The following is a 24,630-nucleotide window of genomic DNA, read 5'->3' as shown; positions in this document are numbered from 1 at the left end:
CGTCAAATACCGTCAATCCTGAACAATCCCGGGCATCCTGTCCATGGTCGCGGACCAGAAGCCCCTGGCTACCCAGGTTCATCACTGCCGCGGATATGGGCGTGGCGGTTACGGGCTGCCTAATATTTTCCGCCCATGGTCACATGACATAGGGCGGTCCGTGCCCGTCATCCCCCAATCGCTCAGCAGCGCGGCGGCCATGGGCCGCCCTATGCCTTCAAGGCCTTGACCACTGCATCGCCCATCTGGGCGGTGCCCACCTTCTGGCAGCCCTCGGTCCAGATGTCCGGGGTACGCAGGCCCTGGTCAAGGACCTTGCTCACGGCGGCGTCCACGAGGTCGGCGAGCGTCGGCTCGTTGAGGGTGTAGCGCAGCATCATGCTCACCGACAGAATCGTGGCCAACGGGTTGGCCACGCCCTGGCCGGCGATGTCCGGGGCGGAGCCGTGGATGGGCTCGTACATGCCCTTGCCCGCGGCATCCAGGGAGGCCGAGGGCAGCATACCGATGGAACCGGTGAGCATCGCGGCGGCATCGGAGAGGATGTCGCCGAACATGTTCTCGGTGACGATCACGTCGAACTGCTTGGGCGCGCGCACCAGCTGCATGGCGGCGTTGTCCACGTACATATGGGACAGCTCCACCCTGGGGAAGTCCCTGGCCACCTGCTCCACCACCTCGCGCCACAGCTGGGAGACCTCCAGCACGTTGGCCTTGTCCACGGAACACAGGCGCTTGCCGCGCTTCATGGCGATCTCGAAACCGCTGCGGGCGATGCGCTCGATCTCGTACTCGTCGTAGCGGATGGTGTTGAAGCCCTCGCGCGTGCCGTCGTCCCGGGTGTGGATGCCGCGGGGCTTGCCGAAATAGGCGCCACCGGTCAGCTCGCGCAGGATCATGATATCCAGCCCGCCCACGATCTCCGGCTTGAGCGCCGAGGCGGAGGCCAGCTGGGGATACAGAATCGCCGGGCGCAGGTTGGCGAACAGGGCCAGCTCGGAGCGCAGGCCCAGCAGGCCCCGCTCCGGACGCAGTTCCCAGTCCAGGGTGTCGTACCGGGGCCCGCCCACGGCGCCCAGCAGGATGGCGTCGGCCTCCTTGGCGAGATGCAGGGTGGCGTCGGGAAGCGGCTTGCCTGCGGCATCGTAGCCGGCACCGCCCACCGGGGCCTCTTCCAGTTCCACGTTCAAACCGTGGTCCCGGCGCAGGGCATTCAGAAGCTTGCTGGCCTCGGCCACGATCTCGGGGCCAATGCCGTCACCGGGCAGCACCAGGATCTTCTTGGTCATGATCAGGTTCCTTGGTTATCTACTTGAAAAGGCAAATGGACAGGATGAACAGGATTTTTCAGGATTGACAGGACAAAGACTCAAGAGCAAGAGAATCAGACAGGACGATCAGCGCTTTGAAATCATGCAAATGTTAATCCTGTCCAAATGCTCTTCATCCTGTGAATCCTGAAAAATCCTGTTAATCCTGTCCATGATTCTATGAATCACCGAAACAGCCACGGCGCTTGCGCGCGGCGGCGCTGTTCGTAGGCGCGGATCTCGTCGGCATGCTGAAGCGTCAGGCCGATGTCGTCCAGGCCGTTCAGCAGGCAGTACTTGTGGAACTCGCCCACCTCGAAGTGGAACGCCTCGCCCGAGGGGGTGGTCACGGTCTGCGCGGCCAGATCCACCTTGAGGCGATAGCCGGGGGTGGCTTCCACCTCCTGGAACAGGCGGTCCACGATGGCCTCATCCAGGACGATGGGCAGCAGGCCGTTCTTGAAACTGTTGCCGAAGAAGATGTCGGCGAAGCTCGGCGCGATCACCACCCGGATGCCGTAGTCGGTGAGCGCCCAGACGGCGTGCTCGCGGGAGGATCCGCAGCCGAAGTTCTTGCGCGCCAGCAGGATCTCGGCGCCCTGGTAGCGGGGGGCGTTGAGCACGAAGTCCGGATTGGGCTTGCGCTTGCTGTGATCCATGCCCGGCTCGCCCGGCTCCAGGTAGCGCCAGTCATCGAACAGGTTCGGGCCGAAACCGGTGCGCTTGACCGACTTCAGGTACTGCTTGGGGATGATGGCGTCGGTGTCCACGTTGGCGCGGTCCAGGGGCAGGACCAGCCCGTCGACGGTGCTCAAAGGCTTCATGTCAGATCCTCCTCAGGACTGCGCCAGCTGGCGCACGTCCGTGAAATGGCCGGTCACCGCGGCGGCGGCGGCCATGGCCGGGCTCACCAGGTGGGTGCGTCCGCCCTGCCCCTGCCGGCCCTCGAAGTTACGGTTGGAGGTGGAGGCGCAGCGCTCCCCCGGTTCCAGGCGGTCGGCGTTCATGGCCAGGCACATGGAACAGCCCGGCTCGCGCCACTCAAAGCCCGCCTCCAGGAACACCTTGTCCAGACCCTCCTGCTCCGCCTGCTGCTTCACCAGCCCGGAGCCCGGCACCACCATGGCAAGCTTCACGTTGTCCGCCACCTTGCGGCCGCGCACCACGGCGGCGGCGGCGCGCAGGTCCTCGATGCGGGAGTTGGTGCAGGAACCGATGAACACCTTGTCGATGGCGATCTGCTCGATGGGCGTGTTGGCCGCAAGCCCCATGTACTCGAGCGCCCGCTTCATGCCCGAAGCCTTCACCGGATCCGTGGCCTCTGCGGGATCCGGCACGCGGCCGGTCACGGGCACCACCATCTCCGGCGAGGTGCCCCAGCTCACCTGGGGGGCAATGGCCGTGGCGTCGAGGCGCACCACCCGGTCGAACCGGGCATCGGCGTCACTCTTCAGTTCGCGCCAGGCAGCCACGGCCTTCTCCCACAGATCGCCCGTGGGCGCGTAGGTGCGGCCCTTCACATACTCGATGGTGGTCTCGTCCACCGCCACCATACCCGCCCGTGCCCCCGCCTCGATGGCCATGTTGCATACGGTCATGCGGCCTTCCATGGACAGCGCTCGGATGGCTTCGCCGCCGAACTCGATGGCGTAACCGGTGCCGCCGGCGGTACCGATCTCGCCGATGATGGCCAGCACGATGTCCTTGGCGGTGACGCCCGGGCCCACCCTGCCGTCCACGGACACCAGCATGTTCTTCATCTTCTTCTGCAGCAGGCACTGGGTGGCCAGCACGTGCTCCACCTCGGAGGTGCCGATGCCGAAGGCCAGCGCCCCGAAGGCGCCGTGGGTGGAGGTGTGGGAATCACCGCACACCACGGTCATGCCCGGCAGGGTCGCGCCCTGCTCCGGACCGATCACGTGCACGATGCCCTGGCGCACGTCGTTCATGGGGAAGAAGGTGATGCCGAACTCGTGCACGTTGGCGTTCAGGGTCTCCACCTGGAGGCGCGAGACCGGGTCGCTGATGCCCTGGTCCCGGTGAGTGGTGGGCACGTTGTGGTCGGGCACCGCCAGCACCGTGTCCGTGCGCCAGGGCTTGCGCCCGGCCAGGCGCAGGCCCTCGAAGGCCTGGGGCGAGGTCACCTCGTGGACCAGGTGCCGGTCGATATAGATGAGCGCCGTGCCGTCGGGCTCGGTGCGCACCACGTGGGCGTCCCACAACTTGTCGTACAGGGTCTTGCCGGTCATGGACGGATGCCTCCGCTATTTCGCGATGGGAAAAGCATAGGCGGGGGCATGAAATAACACAAATTCATGTTTTTCATGTGCTAGATTCCAATTTGGAATCTAGTCGGGCGCAACACATGGATCTCGATAATCTCAGCACCTTCCTGGCTGTAGCCGAGGCCCGCTCCTTCTCCGCTGCCGCCGAACGCCTGCACCTCACCCAGCCGGCGGTAAGCAAGCGGGTCGCGGCCCTGGAAGGCGACCTGGGGCAGCGCCTGTTCGACCGCATCGGACGGCAGGTGAGCCTCACCGAGGCAGGCCGGGTACTGCTGCCCCAGGCCCGGCGCATCCTGGCGGATCTGGACGACGCCCGCCGCACCCTGGAGAACCTGAGCCACCAGGTGGCGGGTCCCCTGTGGCTGGCCACCTCCCACCACGTGGGCCTGCACCGGCTGCCGCCGATCCTCAAGGCCTTCACCCGCCACTGGCCGGACGTGGACCTGCACATCCGCTTCATGGAATCCGAGGAGGCCTGCCGGGCCGTGGCCCATGGTGACGTGGACCTGGCGGTGGTCACCCTGCCGGTTGAACCCGAGGCGCACCTGGAGATCCGCACCGTCTGGGCGGACCCCCTGGTGCCGGTGGTGGCCTCGGACCATCCCCTGGTCGTGCAGGCACGGCCGGACCTCAATGCCCACGACGCCATCCTGCCCCCCGCCGGCACCTTCACCCGCGGGCTCATCGACACGGCCCTGGCGGAGCATGGCATCCACCCCCGTCACATCCTGGAGACACCTTATCTCGAGACCATCCGCATGCTGGTCTCCATCGGCCTGGGCTGGAGCCTGCTGCCGGAGACCCTGCTGGACGCATCCATCCAGGCCCTGCCCCTGCCCGGCCTCAGACCCGTGCGGCGCCTCGGCAGCGTGGTGCACCATGAACGCACCCTGTCCAATGCCGCCGGGGCGATGCTGGCCATGCTGCCCGGGCCTGGCTGATTTTGAGTTGCAAGTGGCAAGTTGCTAGTGGCAAGGATGGGGAATATGGATGCCCGCTTTCGCACTGCTCCTTGCCACTAGCCACTAGCCACTAGCCACTACCATTGCTGAGCCGTCAGGCGTCCCTGCTTGGCCCCAAACCAAGCCACTATCAAGCCGAGTGCCGCCAAGCCGGAGGCCATGATGTAGACCCAGTGGGGCCCGATCCCGTCCCATACATGGCCGCTGGCCAGACTCCCTAGGGCCCCACCGAGTCCGAAGCTCAGCGATGAGTACAGGGCCTGGCCCCGGCCCTGCAGCCGACCGGGGAAGAACTCGTGAATGAGCGAGATGGCGGCGGCGTGGTAGAGACCATAGCTCGCGGCGTGCATCACCTGGGTAAGCAGCATCACCGGGAGCAGTTGCGGCAGGCTTGCCAGCAGCCACCAGCGCACGGCGGTCACCCCGATGGCCACCATGAGCAGGGGCCAGGCGCCGAAGCGCGGCAGCCAGCGGTGCATCATCAGGAACACCCCCACCTCCGCCAGCACCCCCAGGGCCCAGAGCTGGCCGGCCATGGTGCGGGAGTAGCCGTTGTCTTCGAGGTAGATCGTGAAGAACGCGTAGTAGGGGCCGTGGCTCGCCTGCATCAGGAAACAGGCGAGGATCAGCGCCAGCACCTCGGGCCGCCTGAGGGTGGCAAGCAGGGAGCTGGTGCTACGCGCCTGAACCCCGGGCGGGCCGTCAGAGACGACCAGCGTGGTCAGCCACATGGCGGCCAACAGCACCAGCACGATCCAGGGCAGCACCGAGACCTCCACCCGTTCGAACAGGGGCCCCAGCAGGGCCACCGAGGCGATGAAGCCGATGGAGCCCCACAGGCGGATGCGGGCGTAGCGGTTGGTGCGGCTGCCCAGGCGGTTCATGGTGAGCGCCTCGAACTGGGGCAGCGCGGCGTTCCAGAAGAAGCTGAACAGGGCCATCATGGCCGCCATCCACCAGTAGCCGCTGTAGAGGGTCACCCCGGAGAAACACACCAGGGCCAGCAGCGCCGCGACGCGGATCACCCAGGTGCGCTGCCCGGTGGTGTCCGCCAGCCAGCCCCAGACATTGGGGGCGATGATCTTGGTGGCCATGATGATGGCCATGAGTTCGCCGATCTGCGCTGGGTTGAAGCCCTGATCGCGCAGGTACAGCCCCCAGTACGGCACGAAGGCGCCGATGCTGGCGAAGTAGAAGAAATAGAAACCGGAGAGTTTCCAGTAGGGGGTCGTGGGCATTCCTGATGTCTTTCAAAAGCGAACCGCGAAGGGCGCCAAGGGATGCGCGAAGGGCGCGAGAAGATATTTTCAGATCACCGTCGCGCGCGAGTTCACCACGCGTCGAATGCCCTGCTTCATGTGCTGCACATTGAAATTGAGAAGGTAGCCGAGGGCAAACTGTCCGAGGCGCAGATAACTCAACAATTGGGCGAGATGGAGATCGTTCAAGCGATCCACAGACTTGACCTCCACGACGACCATCTCCTCGATCAGCAGGTCCATACGGTAGGCATTCTCGATTTCATGACCATCATAGACGAAGGGAATTACCCGCTGTCGTTCAACCCGGAGGCCTCTGTTCTGCAACTCCAGAGCGAGGCATGTCTCGTATGCCCCTTCGAGCAACCCAGGGCCGAGCCGGGTATGAACGCGCATCGAGGCGTCGATGACCTGATGCCCAACCAGTTCCAGTTTTCCTTCACGTCCTTCGCGCATCCCTTCGCGCCCTTCGCGGTCAGCTGTTCAAGGTGTTGTTCCCGGAATATCCGGCATGTCGGTCTGCACGTCGCCGCACTGGGCCCGGTGGCGCAGGGCGTGGTCCATGAGCACCATGGCCAGCGCCGCCTCGGCGATGGGGGTGGCGCGGATGCCCACGCAGGGGTCGTGACGGCCGGTGGTGATGACCTCCACGGGCTCGCCGTGGACGTTCACGGAGCGGCCCGGGATGCGGATGCTGGAGGTGGGCTTGAGCGCGATGGACACGCGGATGTCCTGGCCGCTGGAGATGCCGCCCAGGGTCCCGCCGGCGTGGTTGGAAAGAAAGCCCTCGGCGGTCATCTCGTCCCGGTGCTCGGTACCCTTCTGGGCGACACAGGCGAAGCCATCACCAATCTCCACGCCCTTGACCGCGTTGATGGCCATCATGGCGTGGGCGATGTCCGCGTCCAGGCGGTCGAAGATGGGCTCGCCCCAGCCGGGCGGCACGCCGGTGGCCACCACGTTGACCCGGGCGCCCACGGAATCGCCCTCCTTGCGCAGGGCGTCCATGTAGGCCTCAAGCTCCGCCACCTTGTCCGGGTCCGGGCAGAAGAAGGGATTGGTCTCGACCGCGTCCCAGTCCTTGTGCTCGATGGCGATGGGACCCAGCTGGGCGAGATAGCCGCGGATCTCCACGCCATAGCGCTCGCGCAGGTATTTCTTGGCGATGGCGCCGGCGGCCACCCGCATGGCGGTCTCGCGCGCGGAGCTGCGCCCGCCGCCGCGGTAGTCCCGCAGGCCGTATTTCTTGAAATAGGTGTAGTCGGCGTGCCCGGGGCGGAAGCGGTCGGCGATGTTGCCGTAGTCCTTGGAGCGCTGGTCCACGTTCTCGATGATGAGCGCGATGGGCGTGCCCGTGGTGACCCCCTCGAAGACGCCGGAGAGGATGCGCACCTGGTCGGTCTCCCGGCGCTGGGTGGTGTGCCGGGATTTGCCGGGACGGCGGCGTTCCAGATCGTTCTGCAGATCCGCCTCGGACAGGGCCATGCCCGGGGGACAGCCGTCCACGATGCAGCCGATGGCCGGGCCATGGCTCTCGCCGAAGCTGGTGACGGTGAAGAGTTTTCCGAAGCTGTTTCCTGACATGGCGCGCATTGTAGCAGAGGGCGCGGGGTGTGGGCGGGTGATTCGGCACGTCCCGGGGCGGTAAACTGGGCCCATGAGATACACCACGCGCACCGCCCTGATCAGCATGCTCCTCTGGGTCGTCCTGGGAGGCACCGCCGGTGCCCTGGCCGCCGACGCGGACCTGCCCATCTTCGATACCCACCTGCACTATAGCGGCCCGGACGTGGGCGGCGCGGCAGGACTCTGGACGCCCGAGGAGATCCTGGCCAAGCTCGACCGCAACCACGTGCCCCGGGCGCTGTTCTCCAGCCGGCCCAACGAAGCCACCCAGCGCCTGTACGAGGCAGCGCCGGAGCGCATCGTGCCCTTCCTCATGCCCTACCGCAGCCGGGAGGATCGCCACGTCTACCACTCGGATCCGGACCTGATCCCCTGGCTGGAACAGTGGCTGGAATGGGGTCACTGGCGGGGCATCGGCGAGTTCCACCTGTTCTCGGAGCACGCCGGCACGGAGGTGATCCGCCACATGGCCCGGCTGGCCGAGGCGCGCGGCCTGATCCTGCAACTACACGGCGACCACGGCGTCGTGGAGCGCCTGTTCGAGCACGCGCCCGGGGTGACCCTCCTCTGGGCCCACGCGGGCACCGTGCCGGTGCCGTTTTTCATCGGCCTGTACCTGGAACGCTTCGAGAACCTGTACGTGGACCTGTCCATGCGCAACGAGCGCATCGCCCCGGACGGGGTGCTGGACCCGGAGTGGGCCGAGCTGTTCGAGCGCTTCCCGGACCGCTTCATGGTGGGCATGGACACCTTCAGCCCCAACCGCTGGCGCCAGTTCGATGCACTGGTGGCCGAGACCCGCCACTGGCTGCGCCAGCTGCCCCCGGAGCTGGCCGAGGCCCTGGCCTGGCGCAATGCCGAACGCCTGCTGGCGTCGTCAGTGCGGTAGACTCGCGCATTCGTTCAGGGGAATTCTCCGGCCTGTCCGGCGTCATACTCCCTGCCCTGTTTCCTAAAACACCCAATTTCGACATGAACAAGACGGGATTTCTCCTGCTGCTCTGCCTGTGCCTGACCCTCCCCCTGGCTGCGGGCGCCATGACCCTCGACCTGGAGGACGGCACCGAACTGCCCGTGGCCCGCTACGAGGCCGAGGGCGAGCGCCTGCTCATCTGGCTGCCCTCGGAGCACGGCGTGCTCGCCGGCCATCACCAGCAGGCGGAATTCCTGCAGGCCCGGGGCGTCGAGGTCTGGCTGCCGGACCCCTTTAGCGCCTACTTCCTGCCCAACACCCCCAGCAGTCTGGACCGGATCCCCGACGCCCTGATCCCCTGGCTGATCGACGCGGCCCGGGAGGAAACCGGCAAGCAGGTGTTCGTGTTCGGCAACGACCGGGCCGCCCCCTGGGTGCTGAGCGGCCTGCGGGAATGGCAGCTTCAGGAACCCGACCGGGAAGGCCTGGGCGGCGTGGTGCTCATGAGCCCCTACCTGCACACGGGCATTCCCGAGGATGACCGACCTGCGGAATTCCAGCCCATCACCCGGGGCACCAACCTGCCCGTTTACCTGATCCAGCCGGTCCTCTCCCCCCAGTACCCCCTGCTCAAGGCCATGGCCGAGCGGCTGGCGGAAGGCGGCAGCCAGGTCTACGTGCGTACCCTGCCGCGCGTGCGGGACCGGTTCTTCTTCCGTCCCAACACCCTGGAGGCGGAGGACGCTTTCAAGCCCCATTTCGCGGTGGAACTGGACACCGCCCTGCGTCTGTTGAGCGGTCTGGAATCCCGGCGCGCGGCCGTTGACCTGCCCGGCGAGGCGCGTACCGCCACCCCCACCCGCCAGGACCGGCGACTGGAACCCTGGCGCGGCAACCCGGAGCCCCCGTCCCTGGTCCTGCCCGACCTGGACGGCAAGACCCATGACCTGGCCGATTACGAGGGCACGGTGGTGCTGATCAACTTCTGGGCCAGCTGGTGTCCACCCTGCGTGCACGAGATGCCCTCCATGCAGCGACTGGAGGACAGCTTCGAGGGGCGGCCGTTCACCATCCTGGCGGTGAACCTGGGCGAGGACGAGGCCACCGTGCTGCCCTTCCTGGAACGCATCAACGTGGACTTCACCATCCTCATGGACCCGGCCGGTCAGGCCCTGCGCAACTGGAACGTGCTCGCCTATCCCACCAGCTACGTGATCGACCGGCAGGGCCGCATCAGCCACGCCCTGTTCGGCGCCATCGAATGGATGGACCCGGAGGTGATCGCGGTGTTCGAGGATCTGATGGCGCGGGATAGCGGGGGGCAGTGAGTTCCCATGAAGGTCAAAAGCCTTCAACGCAAAGACGCGAAGACGCAGAGGACGCAAAGAAAGTCTTTGTGAAGAAAAAACTCTTGCGTCCTTTGCGTCTTCGCGTCTTTGCGTCGGAGTTCTTCGACTAGATCACCTTCGAATACCGCTGCGCCCGGGACTCGCGCAGGTAGCGGTCGAACACCATGCAGATGTTGCGGATCAAGAGGCGTCCCTTGGGACTGACCTGGATGCCGGCGTCGTTCAACTCGATCAGACCATCCGCCTGCATCGGCGCGAGCGCCTGCAGTTCGCGCTCGAAGTAATCCCCGAACACGATACCGTGGCGTGCCTCCACGTCGCGAAAATCCAGACGAAAGTGGCAGATCAGCGCCGTGATCACGTCCCGGCGCAGGCGGTCGTCCGCGTCCAGTTCCACGCCCCGGAACACCGCCAGTTCGCCGGCGTCGATGCGCGCGTAGTAGCGCTCCAGGTCGTGGTGATTCTGGGCGTAGCAGTCCTGCACCATGCCGATGCTGGTCACGCCCAGGCCGATCACATCGCAATGGGCGTGGGTCGAATAACCCTGGAAGTTTCGATACAGGGTCCCTTCCCGCTGGGCCACTGCCAGTTCATCGTCGGGGCGGGCGAAGTGGTCCATGCCGATGTAGACATAGCCCGCCTCGGTGAGCTGGGCGATGGTCTGCTGAAGGATCAAGAGCCGGTCCGAAGCGGACGGCAGGTCCCGTTCGTTGATGCGCCGCTGGGGCTTGAAGCGCTCCGGCAGGTGGGCGTAGTTGAACACCGAAATGCGATCCGGCCCCGCCTCGATCATGCGCTCAACGGTGACCGCGAAGCTCGCCGGGGTCTGCAGCGGCAGGCCGTAGATCAGGTCCACGCTGATGGAGCGGAAACCCACCTGCCGGGCCTCTTCCAGGACATGCAGGGTCTGGGAGGCGGGCTGGATGCGGTTCACCGCCCGCTGTACCCGGGGATCGAAATCCTGCACCCCGAGACTCAGGCGATTGAAGCCCAGGCGACGCAGCAGGGCCAGGGTATCCCCGCCCACTTCCCGGGGATCGATCTCGATGCCGTATTCGCCGGTGTCGTCGTCCAGCAGCTGGAAATGGCTGGACAGGGTGGTCATCAGCTCCGCCATTTCCTCGTGGGAGATGAAGGTGGGCGTGCCGCCGCCCAGGTGCAGCTGTTCCACCGGCCGGCTGTTGTCGAACAGCGCCGCCTGCAGGCCGATCTCCCGGTACAGCCGGTCCAAGTAGGGCCGTGCGCGGCCGCGGTCCTTGGTGACCACCTTGTTGCAGGCGCAGTAGTAGCACACCGTATCGCAGAAGGGGATGTGCACGTACAGGGACAGGGGCCGGCCGGAGGCGTTGCTTGCCTCGGCCTGGGCCCGGTAATGCTCGGCCGCAAAACCCTCGTGGAACTGCACCGCGGTCGGGTAGGAGGTGTAGCGGGGGCCGGCGGTATCGTAGCGGCGGATCAGGTCCGCATCGAAATCCACGTTCTGGGGGATGGGGGCTTGGGTCATGGCATGGGGTAAGACTGATTGGCCTGCTAGGAATCTAGCGCCACCGGGCGGATCGGGAGATGACCGAGGTCAAGATGAAGTGCGAAATGTGAATTTGGAAGTGCCAAGTGAAGTATGAAGTGGGAATTGGGAAGTAGGAAGTGAGAAGACCTTACTCGCACTTCGCACTTCTCACTTCCCACTTCTCACTTCTCCCCCCAATCCCACCAGGTCCTCGGCCCCGACCAGAAACACCCCCGCCCCGCCCCGCTCGAACTCGAGCCAAGTGAAGGGCGCATCCGGGAACCGCGCCATGAGTGCTTCCTGGCTGTTGCCCACCTCCACCACCAGGATGCCGCCGGGGTTCAGGTGCTCGGGCGCATCTCGCAGGATGCGCAGGGTGGCGTCCAGACCGTCCTCGCCGGAGGCCAGGCCCAGCACCGGCTCGTGACGGAACTCGGGGGTGAGCGCGGCCATGTCGGCGGCGTCCACATAGGGCGGGTTGCTGACGATCAGGTCGTAGCGCTCGCCGGCTAGCCCCTCGAACAGGTCCGAGCGGATGGCGCGCACCCGGTCACCCACGCCGTGACGGCGGATGTTCTCCCGGGCCACGGCCAGGGCATCGGGGGAGATGTCGCTCAGGTCCACCCGGGCGTCGGGGAAGGCATGGGCGCAGGCGATGCCGATGCAGCCGCTGCCGGTGCACAGGTCCAGCACCCGCTCGACCCGCTCCGGATCGATCCAGGGGGCGAAGCCCTGTTCGATGAGTTCCGCGATGGGCGAACGGGGCACCAGCACCCGCTCGTCCACGTAGAAGGACAGGCCCGCGAACCAGGCCTCGCGGATCAGGTAGGCGGCGGGCTTGCGGGTGCTGACCCGCTGCAGCAGCAGGTCCGCCACCCGGGCGCGTTCCTCCCGGGACAGGCGCGCGTCCAGATACGCGGGCGGCAGGTCGTGGCCGAGATGCAGGGCGTGCAGGACCAGCCAGGCGGCCTCGTCCAGGGCATTGTCGGTGCCGTGACCGTAGCTCAGGCCCGCCTCGTTGAAACGGCTGGCGCCCCAGCGAATGAAGTCGCGGATGGATTCCAGGCCCAGGATGTGATTGGGGTCGGTCATGGTCTCTGCCGGTGCGGGAAAAGATGTGGAATAATACCCGCATGGCATCCACACAGAACAATCGCAGTCTGCAGATCGTCCTGCTGGTGGTGGCGGGCGTGGTGGCGCTGGCCATCGGGCTTGGCGTTGGCATGATGCAGCGGGACGGCACCACAAGTGGCCCGCTGACGCTGCAAAGCGGCACCTGGCTGCCTGAGCCCCGTCCTCTGCCCGAGTTCGAACTGGTGGACATGAACGGTGAGCCCTTCACCCGCGCGTCTCTCGAGAACCAGTGGACCTTCCTGTTCTTCGGCTACACCTACTGCCCCGACATCTGCCCCATGACCATGGCCCTGCTGGCCAGCACCTTCGAGGAGATCCGGCGCGCCGATCCCAGCGCCGATCCCCGGGCGGTGTTCGTGTCCGTGGATCCGGAGCGGGACACCCCCGAGGCCCTGAAGACCTACGTGCCCTATTTCCACCAGGAGTTCCTCGGCGTGACCGGGCCCATGGAACAACTGACCCCGCTGACCCGCTCCATGGGCATCCTGCACCGCAAGGCGGAAGACCCCCGGGACCCGGACAATTACCTGGTGGATCACTCCGCCTCCATCATCCTGATCAACCCCCGGGGCGAGTTCCAGGCGGTGCTGAGCGCCCCCCACCAGGTCGAGACCCTGGCCTCGGACTTCCTGCAGATCCACAAGCGCTATCGGCCCGGCTGACATGAGCCAGGTGCCGCCCCGCTGGCTTGACTGGCTCAAGTCCCTGCCCCTGTACCTGCTGCCCCATCACGCCATCACCCGGCTGGTGCATCGCCTCGCCCGCTGGGAGACCCGGGCCAAGAACCCGGTGCTGCGCTGGTTCATCCGTCACTACGGGGTGACCATGGGCGAGGCCCAGGAATCCCGCCCCGAGGCCTACGCCAGCTTCAACGCCTTCTTCACCCGGGCCCTGCGACCCGAGGTCCGCCCCCTGGACCCGGACCCGCTGGCCCTGCTGAGCCCTGCCGACAGCACCGTCAGCGCCCTGGGACGCATCCACGACGGGCGCATCTTCCAGGCCAAGGGCCATGAATACAGCCTGGACGTCCTGGTGGGCGGTGACCCCCGGCGGGCGGATCCCTTCCGCAACGGGCACTTCATCACCCTGTACCTCTCCCCCCGGGACTACCACCGGGTGCACATGCCCGCCGCCGGGCGCCTGCTGGAGACGGTCTACGTGCCCGGCCGGTTGTTCTCCGTGGCGCCCCACACGGTACGCACCATCCCCAACCTGTTCGCCCGCAACGAGCGGGTCGCCTGCCTGTTCGACACCGACCGGGGCCCGCTCGCCTCCATCATGGTGGGCGCCATCAACGTGGGCAGCATCGAGCTGGTGTGGGCCGGCGAGATCACCCCGCCGCAGCATGACCTGACCGTCACCCGCTACGACCACCGCCCGGTGCAGCTGGCCCGGGGCGCCGAGATGGGGCGCTTCAACCTGGGTTCCACGGTGATCCTGCTGCTGCCGGAGGGCCCCTTCACCTGGAACGCCGAGCTGGCGCCGGGGGTGCGGGTGAAGATGGGGCAGGCACTGGGGAAGTGGAAGAGCAAGGGCGAAGTGTGAATTGGGAAGTGCGAAGTTTTAGAAGCAGTTCACTTCCTACTTCCCAATTCACACTTCTAACTTCAGCTACGCTTTGTCCCAGGCGAAGGCCAGCACCTGGTCGATGTGTGTGGCGCCGGTCAGGCACATGAGCAGCCGGTCCAGGCCCAGGGCCACGCCAGCGCAGTCGGGCAGGCCCGCTTGCAGGGCCGCCAGCAGGTGCCGGTCCACGGGCACCTCGGGCAGACCCCGCGCCTGACGGATCTCCAGATCCCGTGCAAAACGGGCCGCCTGTTCGTCGGCGTCGCTCAGTTCGTGGAAACCGTTGGCCAGTTCCAGGGAGCCCCAGTGCAGTTCGAAGCGGGCCGCGGTGGGCGGATCACCAGGGCGCAGGCGGGCGAGCGCCGCCTGGCTGGCGGGGTAGCCGTGGATGAAGGTCAGGCGCCCGGCGGGAAGGCCCGGCGCCACCACCTGGCTCATGAGCAGGTCCAGCCAGCCGTCCCGGTCCAGTTCGCCGGAGAAGACGATGCCATGGTCTGCCGCGCAGGCGGACAGTTCAGCGACCGTGGCCGCAAAGGGATCGAGCCCGGCATGGCGACGAAAGGCCTCGGCGTAATCCAGGCGCTCGGCAGGGCCGGGATCGTTTGCAGCGGCCAGCCCTCGCACCAGGGCCTCCACTTCGTCCATGAGCCGGTGCTCGTCGAAACCCAGCCGGTACCACTCCAGCAGGCTGAACTCGGGGTTGTGGTAGCGCCCCGCCTCGCCGGCGCGAAACACCCGGGCGATCTGGTAGATGTCACCGCTGCCCGCCGCCAGCAGGCGCTTCATGGGAAATTCGGGCGAGGTGTGAAGGTAACGGTACCCGGTATCGGTGCCGGCCACCAGGCTTTCCAGGGCAGGATCGGTGGCGGCGGCCCGGGAGAGCATGGGGGTCTCCACCTCCAGCACGCCGCGCCCGGCGAAGAAGGCGCGTATCCCGGCGAGCATCGCCGCCCGTGCGCGCAGCAGGTCCGGCGATGCCCCGGGATACCAGTCCTCGCTCACCGGGGGATGGGGCTCAGACGCGGGAGACGTATTCGCCGGTGCGGGTGTCCACGCGCACCTTCTCGCCCTCTTCCACGAACAACGGCACCTTGACCACGGCGCCGGTCTCCAGGGTCGCCGGCTTGGTGCCGCCCTGGGCGGTATCACCGCGCACGCCGGGGTCGCACTGGGTGATGGTCAGCTCCACGAAGTTGGGCGGGCTCACGGCCAGGGGCACGCCGTTCCACAGGGTCACGACGCACATGTCCTGTTCCTTGAGCCACTTGATGGCATCGGCCACGGCGGCCTCGCCGGCGGCGTGCTGCTCGAAGGTATCTGGTACCATGAAATGCCAGAATTCGCCGTCGGTGTAGAGGTACTGCATGTTGGTATCCATCACGTCGGCGGCCTCCACGGAATCCCCCGACTTGAAGGTCTTTTCCAGCACCCGGCCGGTCTTGAGATTGCGCACCTTGACGCGGTTGAAGGCCTGGCCCTTGCCGGGCTTGACGAACTCGTTCTCGATGATGACGTAGGGATCGCCATCCATCAGGATCTTCAGGCCGCTCTTGAATTCGCTGGTGCTGTAGTTCGCCATAAGTGGTGTGTCTCTTCGGGAGGCGGAGCGAGGCTCCGGATAAAGTCAGGAAAATCAAGCCGCGTATGATAACCCGAACAATGCCAGCAAGACAGGTGCCCCCAGAGCAGGCAAACCCGGGCCAGGCGCGCCCCTGGCAGCGCCTGCAGGCCGCTGCCATCACGGACCCCGAGGTGCTGATCCGGCGTCTGGGCCTGGACCCCGCCCTGCTGCCCGCGGCACGCCGCGCCGCGCAACTGTTCCGCCTGCGGGTCCCCGAGGGCTACCTGGCGCGCATGCGCCCCGGCGACCCGAACGACCCGCTGCTGCGCCAGGTCCTGCCCCTGGACGCGGAATGCCACGACGTCCCCGGATTCGTGGAGGATCCGGTGGGCGACGGCGCCGCCATGGTGGCACCGGGTCTGCTGCACAAGTACCGGGGCCGGGTGTTGCTGGTGACCACCGGCGCCTGCGCGGTGCACTGCCGCTACTGTTTTCGCCGCCACTTCCCCTACGGCGAGGCCAATCCCGCCCGGGGCGAGTGGCAGGCGGCACTGGACTACATCGCGGGCGACGATTCCATCCACGAGGTGATCCTGAGCGGCGGTGACCCCCTGTCCCTGTCCGACGAGCGCCTCTCGGGCCTTGCCGGCGTCCTGGGGGAGATCCCCCATGTGCGGCGCCTGCGGGTGCACAGCCGCCAGCCGGTGATCCTGCCGGAGCGGGTGGACGAAGACCTGCTGGCCTGGCTGCGTCCCGGGCGTTTCCAGACCGTCCTGGTGATACATGCCAATCACGCCAGGGAGATCCACGGGCCCGTGCGTGAGGCCCTGGCCCGGCTCGCGCGGGCCGGGGTAGGCCTGCTCAACCAGTCCGTGCTGCTGCGCGGCGTGAATGACGACGTGGACACCCTGGCGGACTTGAGCGAAACCCTGTCTGCCACCGGCGTGATGCCCTACTACCTGCACCAGCTGGATCCGGTGCGCGGCGCATCCCATTTCCAGGTGGATGTCGATCGGGCGCTGCGCCTGCACCACGGGCTCAGGGCGCGTCTGCCCGGCTACCTGGTGCCCAGGCTGGTGCGGGAGATTCCGGGACAGGATGCGAAGTCGCCCCTGTCTCGAGATGATTCCTCGTCCATCTGAAAATTCATGAAAAAATTCGGGTAGCTGCTATAGAATATTGAACCAGTTCACAGAATTCCTGATCTACGGTGTAGGTCACACAACGGAATCACCGAATGCTGTTCAGACTGCCCGGCTTCAAGGCCACCACCACACCGGATGGAATCCCGACCCAGCCGAGCAAACTGCGACGCTGGCTGGAGGCCTTGCCCATGGTGAACATGGGTGAGGCCACACGGCAGTTCTATGAAGGTCTGCGCAGCCTGAACAAGGCCGAACTGTCCCCCGTGGACCGCCTGGAGCTGATGGAGACCCTGCGCCCCACGGCCAAGGTGATCCTGGCCCACCTCAGTCGCCACTTTCACAACCGCACCCTGCCCCTGCCGGAGAAAAGCCGGCGCATCGCCGACCTCAACCGGGTCCTGCTGGTGGAACTGGGGCGGGGCTACCGGCTGGCGATCGTCGATCTGGTCCAGGGCGCACACAAGCGCCAGATCCAGAAATGGCTCGGCCTGGCCTGCTACCGTGCCTTGCGCCACACCGGTGACGGCGTCATCCATGCCTGGCGTCTCTACACCCCCGTCGGCCAGGGCGTCTGGCACGACATCCACGAGCTCTTCGCCATCGCCGAAAAACACGGCGTGCATGAAACGCCTGTACCCGATGACGAGCTGCACCAGCGGGACCGGGGCACGGTGAGCGATGCCTACATCCGCCTGTGCGTGCTGGGTCTGAGCCGCCCGCCCGCCCTGCGCCAGGGCGAGGTGGACAAGCTCAATGACTACCTGCAGGCCGCCGTGCATTCGGCGATCATCGTCTCGACCCCGATGCCCGACAGCGCCAACGGCGTCACCCTCACGGACTTGAGCGGTGACCGGGGCCCGGTGCACGTGAACATCGCCGAGCTGCCCGAAGGCCCCCAGGTGCGCCTGTTCAACCTGACCCCGCTGATCCACGAGATCCGCGAGCACCTGCAGCACGGCGGCAAACCCCGGGCCACGGACATGAGCACCGATCTCATGCGCCGTCTGCTGGACATCTGGACCCGCAGCAGCAAGCGCCGTTTCAGCCGCGCCCAGCGGGACGACGACATGAACGTCACCATGGGTCTGACCAACATCCACATCGCCATCAGCGAGGAACAGGAACAGGTCTACGGGCCCAAGGACAAGCCCGCACAGTTCGGCGATCTGAGCCTGCAGCCCATCTCCGACGTGCACAGGGCGGATCGCGAAGGCCAGTTCCTGGCCAAACAGGACGCCCTGGGTGGCGCCGACGCCTGGGACATGGTGGGTCGCGGCAACGTGGTCACCGAGTCATACCTGTCCGAGAAGGCCAGGCCCGCGACCATCCGCGCCATCGGCCTGAGCCATGCCGAGGCCGAGACCTGGCAGGTGCTCAACGCCAGTGCCGGCGGCTTCTGCCTGCGCTGGCCGGGGCAGCAACCCACCCGCGCCCAGGTGGGTGAACTCATCGGTCTACGGGAAAAGGAAGGCAGCCACTACCAGTGGCGCGTGGGCGTGATCCGCTGGATGCTCAACAAGGGGGAACAGGGCCTGGAGATCGGTGTTCAGGTCCTGGCGCCCAAGACACTGCTCATCACCCTGGAACACGCCCACATGGGTCAGCCCAGCGGCGACCCGGTGGAGGCCCTGCTGCTGCCGGCCATCAAGACCATCCAGCAGCCGCCCAGCCTGCTGGCCCCCACGCGACGCTTCCGTCTCGGCGACCAGGTCATCGTCAACCTGGCGGGCCGTGCCCTGCGCGTGAAGCTCTCAAGCCAGGGCGAGCACACCAGCCTGTTCACCCAGTTCCGCTACACGAGCCTCGGCAGCGTCGAGCAAGCCTCCCCCGAAGTCTCCTCGGGCGGCGACACCTTCGACAAGGTCTGGACCCTGATCTAGTCCGCACTGGTGGTCCCCCGCAAGCGCAGGGATTGCGCGTCGCCGCCAGCCCGGGAAGCTGGCACAGCATGGCCGGTCTACGGCACAATGGCTCTCTGCGCGCCAAATGGATACACGGGAGCCCACGTCGCACATGGAAAACCTTCTCCGCCTGCTGATCATCGAGCGTGACCTGAACGACGCCGAGATGATGATCAGCACCATCAAGTCGGCCGGTTTCGCCGTCAGGCCCGAACGGGCCGAAGACCAGGACGAGCTCCTGGAAAAGCTCCAGAAACACGCCCCCGACGTGGTGCTCTGTACCCTGGACTCCGAACCGGAACTGAGTCTCGAGCAAGTGATGAGCGGCATCCGCGACATGGGCAGGCACGTGCCGGTGATCGCGGTTGCCAACGACGCCAACCACGACATCGTGGACTGCCTCGCCCTTGGCGCCCACGACATGGTACGCAAGGATCGCCCGGACCATCTCAAACTGGTGGTGGCACGCGCCGCCGAGGCCCAGCGCCACTGGCGCCAGCTCAAGACCCAGGAATCCTCCCTGCGCGAGGCCGAGCGGCGCTGCAAAAACCTCCTGGATAGCTCCCGCGATGCCATCGCCTACGTGCATGACGGCATGCACATCTACGCCAACCGGTCTTACCTGGAGCTGTTTGCCTACACCGATCCCGACGACCTGGAAGGCATGCCCATCATGGACATGGTGGCCAAAGAGGATCAGGGCACCCTGAAGGAATTCCTGCGCAACTACGACCATGCCCCGGAGGGCAACGAGTCCGGCCAGTCGGTGGAGATCAAACTCAAAAACTCCGCCGGCGAGACCTTCACAGCGCAGATGGAATTCACCCCCGCCAGCATCGATGGCGAACCCTGCACCCAGATCCTGATCCGCCGCCAGGCCAACACCAAGGAGCTGGAGCAGCAGCTCAACTACCTGGCCCAGCGCGACCTGGTCACCGGCCTGTACAATCGCCAGTACTTCATGGAACGCCTGGAATCCGCCCTGGGCCAAGCCACCCAGGGCAAGGGCAATGCCGCCCTGGTGGAACTGCAGATCGACAAGTTCCAGGAGATCCGCGACCAGGTGGGGGTCGCCGGCAGCGACCTGGTGCTCAGTGACGTGGGCAAGATCCTGGAGAAACACTGCGGCCAGAACGACGTGGTGGCGCGCTTCGACGGCGAGGCCTTCGCCATTCTCACCAGCCACTGGGAAACGGCCGATGCCGAGGCCTTCCTCAAGACCATGCTCAAGGACATCGCCGCCCTGATCTGCGAGGTGGACAGCCGCTCCATCACCTGCACCGCCTCGGCTGGCATCACCCAGATCGACGAGAACGCCCCAAGCGCCAACGAGCTGCTGTCCCGTGCCGCGAAGGCCTGCGAGGAGGCCCGCCGCGCCGGCGGCAACCAGGCGGTTGTCTACAGGCCCAAGGAAGGCGAGATGACCCAGCGACAGCTGGACGAGTCCTGGATCGCCCGCATCACCGAGGCCATCGGCAAGAACAGGGTGCGCCTGCTCTACCAGCCGGTGGTCAGCCTGCACGGAGAATCCGGCGAACGCTACGAGGTGCTGATGCGCCTCCTCGGCGAAGACGGCCAGGAGATCCCGGCGGCCGAGTTCATGCCCAGCGCCGAGCGCACCGACATGGCCAAGGTGCTGGATCGCTGGGTCATCAGCCACGCCCTGGATCAGCTGGTGGAACAGCGCAAGAAGGGCAAGGAGACCACCTTTTTCATCAAGCTCACCGCCGGTTCCCTGCAGGAACCCGGCATGCTGCCGTGGATCGTGGAGCAGCTCAAGGAACGGCGCATCCCCGCCGAGTGCGTGGTGTTCGAGATGAAGGAGACCACGGTGGTCAATCATCTCAAGCCCGCCAAGGAATTCGTCAAGGGCCTCAAGGGCCTGCACTGCCGCTTCGCGCTGGACGATTTCGGCACTGGCCTCAACCCCTTCCAGTTGCTGCAGCACGTGCCTGCCGACTACCTCAAGATCGACAGCAGCTTCATGGACAAACTGAGCAGCAGCGAAGAGAACCAGGAAAGCATCCGCCAGCTCACCGACGGAGCGCACGGCCAGAACAAGCTGGTGATCGCCCAGCACGTGGAGGACGCCACGGGGCTGTCCATCCTGTGGGGCATCGGCGTGAACTACATCCAGGGCAACTTCCTGCAGGCACCCTCGGAGAAGCTCGAGTACGACTTCACCTCCATGAGCTGACGGTCCGGTGTCCGCACCCGAACCATCCAGCGACGAGACCCAGGCCCGGGAGGCGCTGACCCGGGCGGGACTCGCCCTGTACCGGGCGGGACTCAACCAGGAGGCAGAAGGCAATCTCAGCCTGCGCCTGGGTGAGGGCCTGCTCATCACCCCCTCCGGACTCCCCTGGGAACGGCTCACACCGCAACGCCTGGTCCTGCTGGATCGCGACAACCACGCCCGGGACGGGCGCCCTTCCAGCGAATGGCCCCTGCACCGGGCTATCCTCGATGCCCGCCCCGAGGTCCATGCCGTCGTGCACACCCATTCCATGTTTGCCACCACCCTCGCCTGCCTGCGCCGGGACCTGCCGCCCTTCCACTACATGATCGCCCAGGCCGGCGGCCCGGACATCCGCTGCAGCCGCTACGCCACCTTCGGCACCGACACCCTTGCCCGGGCAGCCGTGGAGGCCCTGCAGGACCGCAAGGCCTGCCTGCTGGCCAGCCACGGCATGGTCACGGTGGGGAAAACCCTGGAGGAGGCGGTGAGTCTCTCGCTCACCGTGGAGAAGCTCTGCGAACAGTACTGGCGCGCCTGCCAGCTGGGGGAGCCGGTGCTGCTGAGCGATGCGGAGATGGACGAGGTGATGGCGCAGTTCGCCGACTACGGCCCGAAGTACGATGTAAAAGACTAGCCCGCATATCTCACCACCCTTCTACTGCGGCCTAAATGAAATTGAACAGCGACAACCGCTGCACCTGCACGTAGCTCTGTTGGGCCGCCTGCAGGGCGGTCTGCTGGAGGTTGAAGCGGCTGATGGCCTCGGCGTAGTCCAGGTCCTCGATCTCCGACAGGGTGGTGCGCAGTTGCAGCAACACGTCCTCGTTGATATTGCGCTGATTCTCAACGGTCTTGAGCCGCGCGCCGACGCTGGCCCGGGTATCGAGGATATTTCCCAGCGCCTGGTCCAGGTTCACCAAGGCGCGATTGACGGCGTTGTTCAGCCGGGCCCGGCTGGGGGTGTCGGTGACCGGAGCCTCCAGGGCCTCGGCCAACTGGCGGTAGGTGGCAAACAGATCCTGGTTTTCCGAGGGCGAGAGCGTGAACGAATCGCCATCGGCCGGCGTGCCCTGGATACGGGTCTCGATGCCATTGAATCGGATTGCCTCGCCCTCGCGAAAGGGTTCTGGACCCAGCACTATATCCCCGCCACTGTCTTCCACTTGGTAGACCAGTTCCCCCCCCACCTCTGAGAAGATGATTGAGTAATCATCAGGCACCCAGGCCGTGAAGTCCGTGACACTGCCGGCATCGATCACCCCGCCACCGGTGTTGGCGGGATCATCCCTCACCACGAAGGTGCCGTTGCCCGTGGGGATATCCATGAACACGGCCTGGCCTGAATCACCAATGGCCAGCTGGCGCACGGGGCTGATCTGCAGGCGGCGCTGCCCGTCGTCACCGTTGTAGAACACCTCGCCGCCCGCGCCGGGAGAAAAAGGCTGGGTCAGGGAGGTCAATCCCGCATAGATGTATTCGCCGTTGGCATCCCGGGTGTTGGACAGCTGTACAAGCTCGTCCAGGATCTGGCGAATCTCCCCGGCGATGTAGCGGCGGGTCTCGTTGGTCTGGGAACCGTTGTTGCCCTGCACGGCCAGCTCCCGCACCCGCTGCAGGCCTTCACCCACGGAGGTCAGGATGGTCTCGCTGAGCCGCAAGCGCTGCTCGGCAATATTGCCATTGCGCTGGTACTGCTCGGTCTTCTCCACGGAACTGCGGAACTGCAAGGCCTGCACCGCGCCACTGGGATCATCGGAGGGCGAGAGGATGCGCTTTCCGGTACCCAGCTGCAGCTGGGTCCGGGCCAGGCCCTGCTGGTTGTCCTGGATCGCTCCGATACCATTACGGAAGATCTGGGTCGTTGATACGCGCATGGCTAGCGCCTCACGGCATTGATCAATGTGTCGAACAGGGAATTGGTCACCGAGATGACCTGTGCCGCCGCCTGGTAGGCCTGCTGATAGCGCAGCAGGTTGGCCGCCTCCTCGTCCAGGTTCACCCCGGAGATGGATTCACGCTGGGCCCTGGCCTCGTCCAGCAGCTTGACCTGGGCGCGGGCGGCAATCTCGGCCTGACGGGTCCGGGTCCCCACCTCCGCCACCAGGGTGTTGTAGGTGGCCTCCAGGGTAGCGGTACCATCGGCCATCAGGCGCTGGTCCTGAAGACCGGCCAGTGCCAGGGCGTTGCGGTTGTCGCCCACTGCGGCGGTGGTGAAGCTCACCTGAAAGTTGTCGCCGACTGCTGGCTCGCCCTCGATCACCAGCTGCCAGCCGTTGTAGTTGATCTCAGTGGTGGGGTTGAGGAGATCGAAGGTGGCAACAACATCACCGTCGATCACGAACTCCAGCGTGCCGGCGTTATCGATCACAGTCACGGTCACCGGCGACAAGTCCGTCAGCCCAGAGGCGTCCGTGATTCCGACCGACAGCACACTGGCTTCACCGGTGTTGCCGCCGCCCGCAGCCGCGAGCATCTCGGGCGTGGCGGCCGCTACCCGGCGGGTGTCGGTGATCAGGGTATCGATCTGCTGGGCGCCGTTGCGGGTGGGACGAATCAAGTAGGTGTCGCCGGAAGCATCCAGAGGGTCGGCCGGCAGGGTGATGGTGGAGATGTCGAGGCGCAGACCGTCCACCTCGATGACCTGGTCTTCGGGTGGATCTGTGGGGTCGACCGTACCCAGCAGCTGACCACCGGGCTCCCTGCGCAACTGCCAGAGGCTGCCGTCGAAGCGCAGACGATAGTCGTTCACGGTCAGGCGCGTGTAATCTTCGATGCTCACTGTGGGCGCGCCGCTGGCCGTATTGGCCGCCCCGGGGATGACCTGCGGCACGGGCACGCGGAAGAATTCCTCGCCCAGAGCGCCGTTGAGATCCATGCCCAGCCGATGCTGATCGTTGAAAGCCTGAGCCAGACCAACCGCGGTGCGTCCCATGGAGTTCTGCGCCACGTCCAGGACCGAGGTGCGCAGGTCCAGCAGCGCCCCGAGCCGGCCTCCGGTCATGTAGGGGGTGATGTCCACCGTGGCGCCGGGACTCACATAGCCCACCTGCATCTGGGTCGGATCCGGGCCGAGGCCATCGGCGACCAGCACCGTGGCCCGGTTGCCCAGCACCAGGTTCTGGCCATTGCCGATGAAGACATTGAGGGCACCGTCGTCCTGCTCGATGGTGTTGACGGACACCAGTTCGGAGAGCTGCAGCACCAGCCGGTCGCGCTGGTCCAGGAGGTCGTTGGGCGGCGCCCCGCCGCCACGGCCCAGGGCGGCGACGATATCCTTGTTCAGATCGGCAATGGCCTCTGCCAGGCTGTTGATCTCCGCCACCGTGGTCTGGATCTGGCCATTGACCAGATTGCGCTGCTCCTCCAGGCGCTGATTGAGGAAGCTGAAGCGATCCACCAGGGATTCCGCCTCGGAGATCAGCACCTGCCGGGCCGCGTTGGAGGTCGGGTCGTTGGCCACGTCCTGCACGGCGGCAAAGAACTGTTGCAGACCCGGTGCCAGCCCCGAGTCGGGATCTGCCAACAGGTTGTCCACCCTGCGGGCAAAATCGTAATAGAGGGCATACTGCTCGCTCGCGGAGGTGCTGTTGCGCAGCTGGGTCTCCACGAACTGGTCAAAGATGCGATGCACTCCCGACACCTGTACGCCGCTACCAAAGTAGCCGTTTCCGGCAAACTGCGGGATCTGGGTGCTGAGATCGATGCGCTGCCGGCTGTAACCCTCGGTGGCGGAGTTGGCGATGTTGTTGCCGGTGACACCGAGCGCCCGCTGGAAGGCCAGCAGGCCGGACACGCCGATACCCAGGACGCCGCTACTCATGACGGCACCCCGGAACACGGGCGCCCGGAACATAGGCAAAATTGCTGGTGATG

At 66.0% G+C, this 24,630-nt stretch carries 21 protein-coding genes; 9 read left to right on the top strand and 12 right to left on the bottom strand.

All coding sequences use genetic code 11. The annotated features are described in order from the left end of the window. Positions 1–209 precede the first annotated feature (209 nt). The 3 genes from leuB to leuC form a co-directional block, all read right to left on the bottom strand. Positions 210–1,289: a 3-isopropylmalate dehydrogenase gene (leuB, locus tag D580_RS0104285; RefSeq protein ID WP_018953200.1), complete on the bottom strand. Its 1,080-nt coding sequence runs from the start codon at positions 1,287–1,289 to the stop codon at positions 210–212. A gap of 206 nt (positions 1,290–1,495) precedes the next feature. Next, positions 1,496–2,134: a 3-isopropylmalate dehydratase small subunit gene (leuD, locus tag D580_RS0104280; protein WP_018953199.1), complete on the bottom strand. Its 639-nt coding sequence runs from the start codon at positions 2,132–2,134 to the stop codon at positions 1,496–1,498. Between the two features lie 12 nt (positions 2,135–2,146). Continuing rightward, positions 2,147–3,559 (bottom strand): 3-isopropylmalate dehydratase large subunit, encoded by a 1,413-nt coding sequence (gene leuC, locus D580_RS0104275; RefSeq protein WP_018953198.1) that lies wholly within the window; start codon positions 3,557–3,559, stop codon positions 2,147–2,149. Between the two features lie 116 nt (positions 3,560–3,675). Here leuC and D580_RS0104270 point away from each other — a divergent pair, with 116 nt between their 5' ends. After that, complete coding sequence (locus D580_RS0104270; protein WP_018953197.1) at positions 3,676–4,536, top strand: LysR family transcriptional regulator; 861 nt, start codon at positions 3,676–3,678, stop codon at positions 4,534–4,536. A gap of 98 nt (positions 4,537–4,634) precedes the next feature. Here D580_RS0104270 and D580_RS0104265 read toward each other — a convergent pair whose 3' ends face one another. The 3 genes from D580_RS0104265 to aroC form a co-directional block, all read right to left on the bottom strand. Further along, a complete protein-coding gene (locus D580_RS0104265; protein WP_018953196.1) occupies positions 4,635–5,795 on the bottom strand; it encodes an MFS transporter in 1,161 nt (386 codons plus the stop codon). A gap of 69 nt (positions 5,796–5,864) precedes the next feature. After that, complete coding sequence (locus tag D580_RS0104260; RefSeq protein WP_018953195.1) at positions 5,865–6,272, bottom strand: GxxExxY protein; 408 nt, start codon at positions 6,270–6,272, stop codon at positions 5,865–5,867. A 27-nt stretch (positions 6,273–6,299) separates the two neighbouring features. Further along, positions 6,300–7,400, bottom strand: coding sequence for a chorismate synthase (gene aroC, locus D580_RS0104255; protein ID WP_026289701.1), 1,101 nt, complete (start codon positions 7,398–7,400; stop codon positions 6,300–6,302). Positions 7,401–7,473: 73 nt separating this feature from the next. On the opposite strand from aroC, the gene D580_RS0104250 reads away from it, so the two are divergent. Further along, on the top strand, positions 7,474–8,331 hold the full coding sequence (locus tag D580_RS0104250; protein WP_018953193.1) for an amidohydrolase family protein: 858 nt from the start codon (positions 7,474–7,476) through the stop codon (positions 8,329–8,331). 83 nt (positions 8,332–8,414) lie between these two features. Then, positions 8,415–9,683 carry a TlpA disulfide reductase family protein gene (locus D580_RS0104245; RefSeq protein ID WP_018953192.1) on the top strand — a complete coding sequence of 423 codons (1,269 nt, stop codon included), beginning with the start codon at positions 8,415–8,417 and terminating at the stop codon, positions 9,681–9,683. Positions 9,684–9,810: 127 nt separating this feature from the next. Here the strand turns inward: D580_RS0104245 and hemN are convergent, their stop codons facing one another. Both hemN and prmB read right to left on the bottom strand, forming a co-directional pair. Beyond that, positions 9,811–11,208 carry an oxygen-independent coproporphyrinogen III oxidase gene (hemN, locus tag D580_RS0104240; protein ID WP_018953191.1) on the bottom strand — a complete coding sequence of 466 codons (1,398 nt, stop codon included), beginning with the start codon at positions 11,206–11,208 and terminating at the stop codon, positions 9,811–9,813. A gap of 171 nt (positions 11,209–11,379) precedes the next feature. Next, positions 11,380–12,303, bottom strand: coding sequence for a 50S ribosomal protein L3 N(5)-glutamine methyltransferase (prmB, locus tag D580_RS0104235; protein ID WP_018953190.1), 924 nt, complete (start codon positions 12,301–12,303; stop codon positions 11,380–11,382). A 41-nt stretch (positions 12,304–12,344) separates the two neighbouring features. Here prmB and D580_RS0104230 point away from each other — a divergent pair, with 41 nt between their 5' ends. Both D580_RS0104230 and asd read left to right on the top strand, forming a co-directional pair. Then, positions 12,345–13,007 (top strand): SCO family protein, encoded by a 663-nt coding sequence (locus D580_RS0104230; protein WP_018953189.1) that lies wholly within the window; start codon positions 12,345–12,347, stop codon positions 13,005–13,007. Between the two features lies 1 nt (position 13,008). Next, positions 13,009–13,890: an archaetidylserine decarboxylase gene (gene asd / locus D580_RS0104225; protein ID WP_018953188.1), complete on the top strand. Its 882-nt coding sequence runs from the start codon at positions 13,009–13,011 to the stop codon at positions 13,888–13,890. A gap of 66 nt (positions 13,891–13,956) precedes the next feature. Here the strand turns inward: asd and epmA are convergent, their stop codons facing one another. Then, positions 13,957–14,913, bottom strand: coding sequence for an EF-P lysine aminoacylase EpmA (gene epmA, locus D580_RS0104220; protein WP_018953187.1), 957 nt, complete (start codon positions 14,911–14,913; stop codon positions 13,957–13,959). A 13-nt stretch (positions 14,914–14,926) separates the two neighbouring features. Further along, on the bottom strand, positions 14,927–15,490 hold the full coding sequence (gene efp / locus D580_RS0104215; RefSeq protein WP_018953186.1) for an elongation factor P: 564 nt from the start codon (positions 15,488–15,490) through the stop codon (positions 14,927–14,929). A gap of 65 nt (positions 15,491–15,555) precedes the next feature. On the opposite strand from efp, the gene epmB reads away from it, so the two are divergent. The 4 genes from epmB to D580_RS0104195 all read left to right on the top strand — a co-directional run bounded on the left by epmB (position 15,556) and on the right by D580_RS0104195 (position 21,391). Further along, positions 15,556–16,614 (top strand): EF-P beta-lysylation protein EpmB, encoded by a 1,059-nt coding sequence (gene epmB, locus D580_RS0104210; protein ID WP_026289698.1) that lies wholly within the window; start codon positions 15,556–15,558, stop codon positions 16,612–16,614. A 95-nt stretch (positions 16,615–16,709) separates the two neighbouring features. Further along, the gene (locus tag D580_RS0104205; RefSeq protein ID WP_018953184.1) at positions 16,710–18,497 is read left to right on the top strand and encodes a hypothetical protein; all 1,788 of its coding nucleotides are present in this window, start codon (positions 16,710–16,712) and stop codon (positions 18,495–18,497) included. A 133-nt stretch (positions 18,498–18,630) separates the two neighbouring features. After that, positions 18,631–20,715: an EAL domain-containing protein gene (locus D580_RS0104200; protein WP_018953183.1), complete on the top strand. Its 2,085-nt coding sequence runs from the start codon at positions 18,631–18,633 to the stop codon at positions 20,713–20,715. A gap of 7 nt (positions 20,716–20,722) precedes the next feature. After that, positions 20,723–21,391 (top strand): class II aldolase/adducin family protein, encoded by a 669-nt coding sequence (locus D580_RS0104195; RefSeq protein ID WP_018953182.1) that lies wholly within the window; start codon positions 20,723–20,725, stop codon positions 21,389–21,391. Positions 21,392–21,422: 31 nt separating this feature from the next. On the opposite strand, the gene flgL is transcribed toward D580_RS0104195, so the two are convergent. Together flgL and flgK are read right to left on the bottom strand one after the other, a co-directional pair. Beyond that, entirely contained in the window at positions 21,423–22,631 is a 1,209-nt protein-coding gene (gene flgL, locus D580_RS0104190; protein WP_018953181.1) for a flagellar hook-associated protein FlgL, read from the bottom strand. Between the two features lie 2 nt (positions 22,632–22,633). Next, a complete protein-coding gene (flgK, locus tag D580_RS0104185; RefSeq protein WP_026289697.1) occupies positions 22,634–24,577 on the bottom strand; it encodes a flagellar hook-associated protein FlgK in 1,944 nt (647 codons plus the stop codon). Positions 24,578–24,630: the final 53 nt, after the last annotated feature.

The sequence above is a fragment of the Thioalkalivibrio sulfidiphilus genome, from assembly GCF_000377945.1.
Classification (GTDB): Bacteria; Pseudomonadota; Gammaproteobacteria; order Ectothiorhodospirales; family Ectothiorhodospiraceae; genus Thioalkalivibrio_A; species Thioalkalivibrio_A sulfidiphilus_A.
Note: the sequence above shows the minus strand (reverse complement) of the source record. Positions and strands in the feature narration are given on the sequence as shown.

Bases quoted from the DNA above. Each gene is read 5' to 3' on its own strand.
- prmB (WP_018953190.1), bottom strand. From the start codon at position 12,303: ATGACCGACCCCAATCACATCCTGGGCCTGGAATCCATCCGCGACTTC.
- flgL (WP_018953181.1), bottom strand. From the start codon at position 22,631: ATGCGCGTATCAACGACCCAGATCTTCCGTAATGGTATCGGAGCGATC.
- D580_RS0104245 (WP_018953192.1), top strand. From the start codon at position 8,415: ATGAACAAGACGGGATTTCTCCTGCTGCTCTGCCTGTGCCTGACCCTC.
- aroC (WP_026289701.1), bottom strand. From the start codon at position 7,400: ATGTCAGGAAACAGCTTCGGAAAACTCTTCACCGTCACCAGCTTCGGC.
- epmB (WP_026289698.1), top strand. From the start codon at position 15,556: ATGATAACCCGAACAATGCCAGCAAGACAGGTGCCCCCAGAGCAGGCA.
- D580_RS0104230 (WP_018953189.1), top strand. From the start codon at position 12,345: ATGGCATCCACACAGAACAATCGCAGTCTGCAGATCGTCCTGCTGGTG.
- D580_RS0104260 (WP_018953195.1), bottom strand. From the start codon at position 6,272: ATGCGCGAAGGACGTGAAGGAAAACTGGAACTGGTTGGGCATCAGGTC.
- leuC (WP_018953198.1), bottom strand. From the start codon at position 3,559: ATGACCGGCAAGACCCTGTACGACAAGTTGTGGGACGCCCACGTGGTG.
- D580_RS0104250 (WP_018953193.1), top strand. From the start codon at position 7,474: ATGAGATACACCACGCGCACCGCCCTGATCAGCATGCTCCTCTGGGTC.
- asd (WP_018953188.1), top strand. From the start codon at position 13,009: ATGAGCCAGGTGCCGCCCCGCTGGCTTGACTGGCTCAAGTCCCTGCCC.
- D580_RS0104270 (WP_018953197.1), top strand. From the start codon at position 3,676: ATGGATCTCGATAATCTCAGCACCTTCCTGGCTGTAGCCGAGGCCCGC.
- leuB (WP_018953200.1), bottom strand. From the start codon at position 1,289: ATGACCAAGAAGATCCTGGTGCTGCCCGGTGACGGCATTGGCCCCGAG.
- D580_RS0104265 (WP_018953196.1), bottom strand. From the start codon at position 5,795: ATGCCCACGACCCCCTACTGGAAACTCTCCGGTTTCTATTTCTTCTAC.
- efp (WP_018953186.1), bottom strand. From the start codon at position 15,490: ATGGCGAACTACAGCACCAGCGAATTCAAGAGCGGCCTGAAGATCCTG.
- D580_RS0104205 (WP_018953184.1), top strand. From the start codon at position 16,710: ATGCTGTTCAGACTGCCCGGCTTCAAGGCCACCACCACACCGGATGGA.
- hemN (WP_018953191.1), bottom strand. From the start codon at position 11,208: ATGACCCAAGCCCCCATCCCCCAGAACGTGGATTTCGATGCGGACCTG.
- leuD (WP_018953199.1), bottom strand. From the start codon at position 2,134: ATGAAGCCTTTGAGCACCGTCGACGGGCTGGTCCTGCCCCTGGACCGC.
- D580_RS0104200 (WP_018953183.1), top strand. From the start codon at position 18,631: ATGGAAAACCTTCTCCGCCTGCTGATCATCGAGCGTGACCTGAACGAC.
- flgK (WP_026289697.1), bottom strand. From the start codon at position 24,577: ATGAGTAGCGGCGTCCTGGGTATCGGCGTGTCCGGCCTGCTGGCCTTC.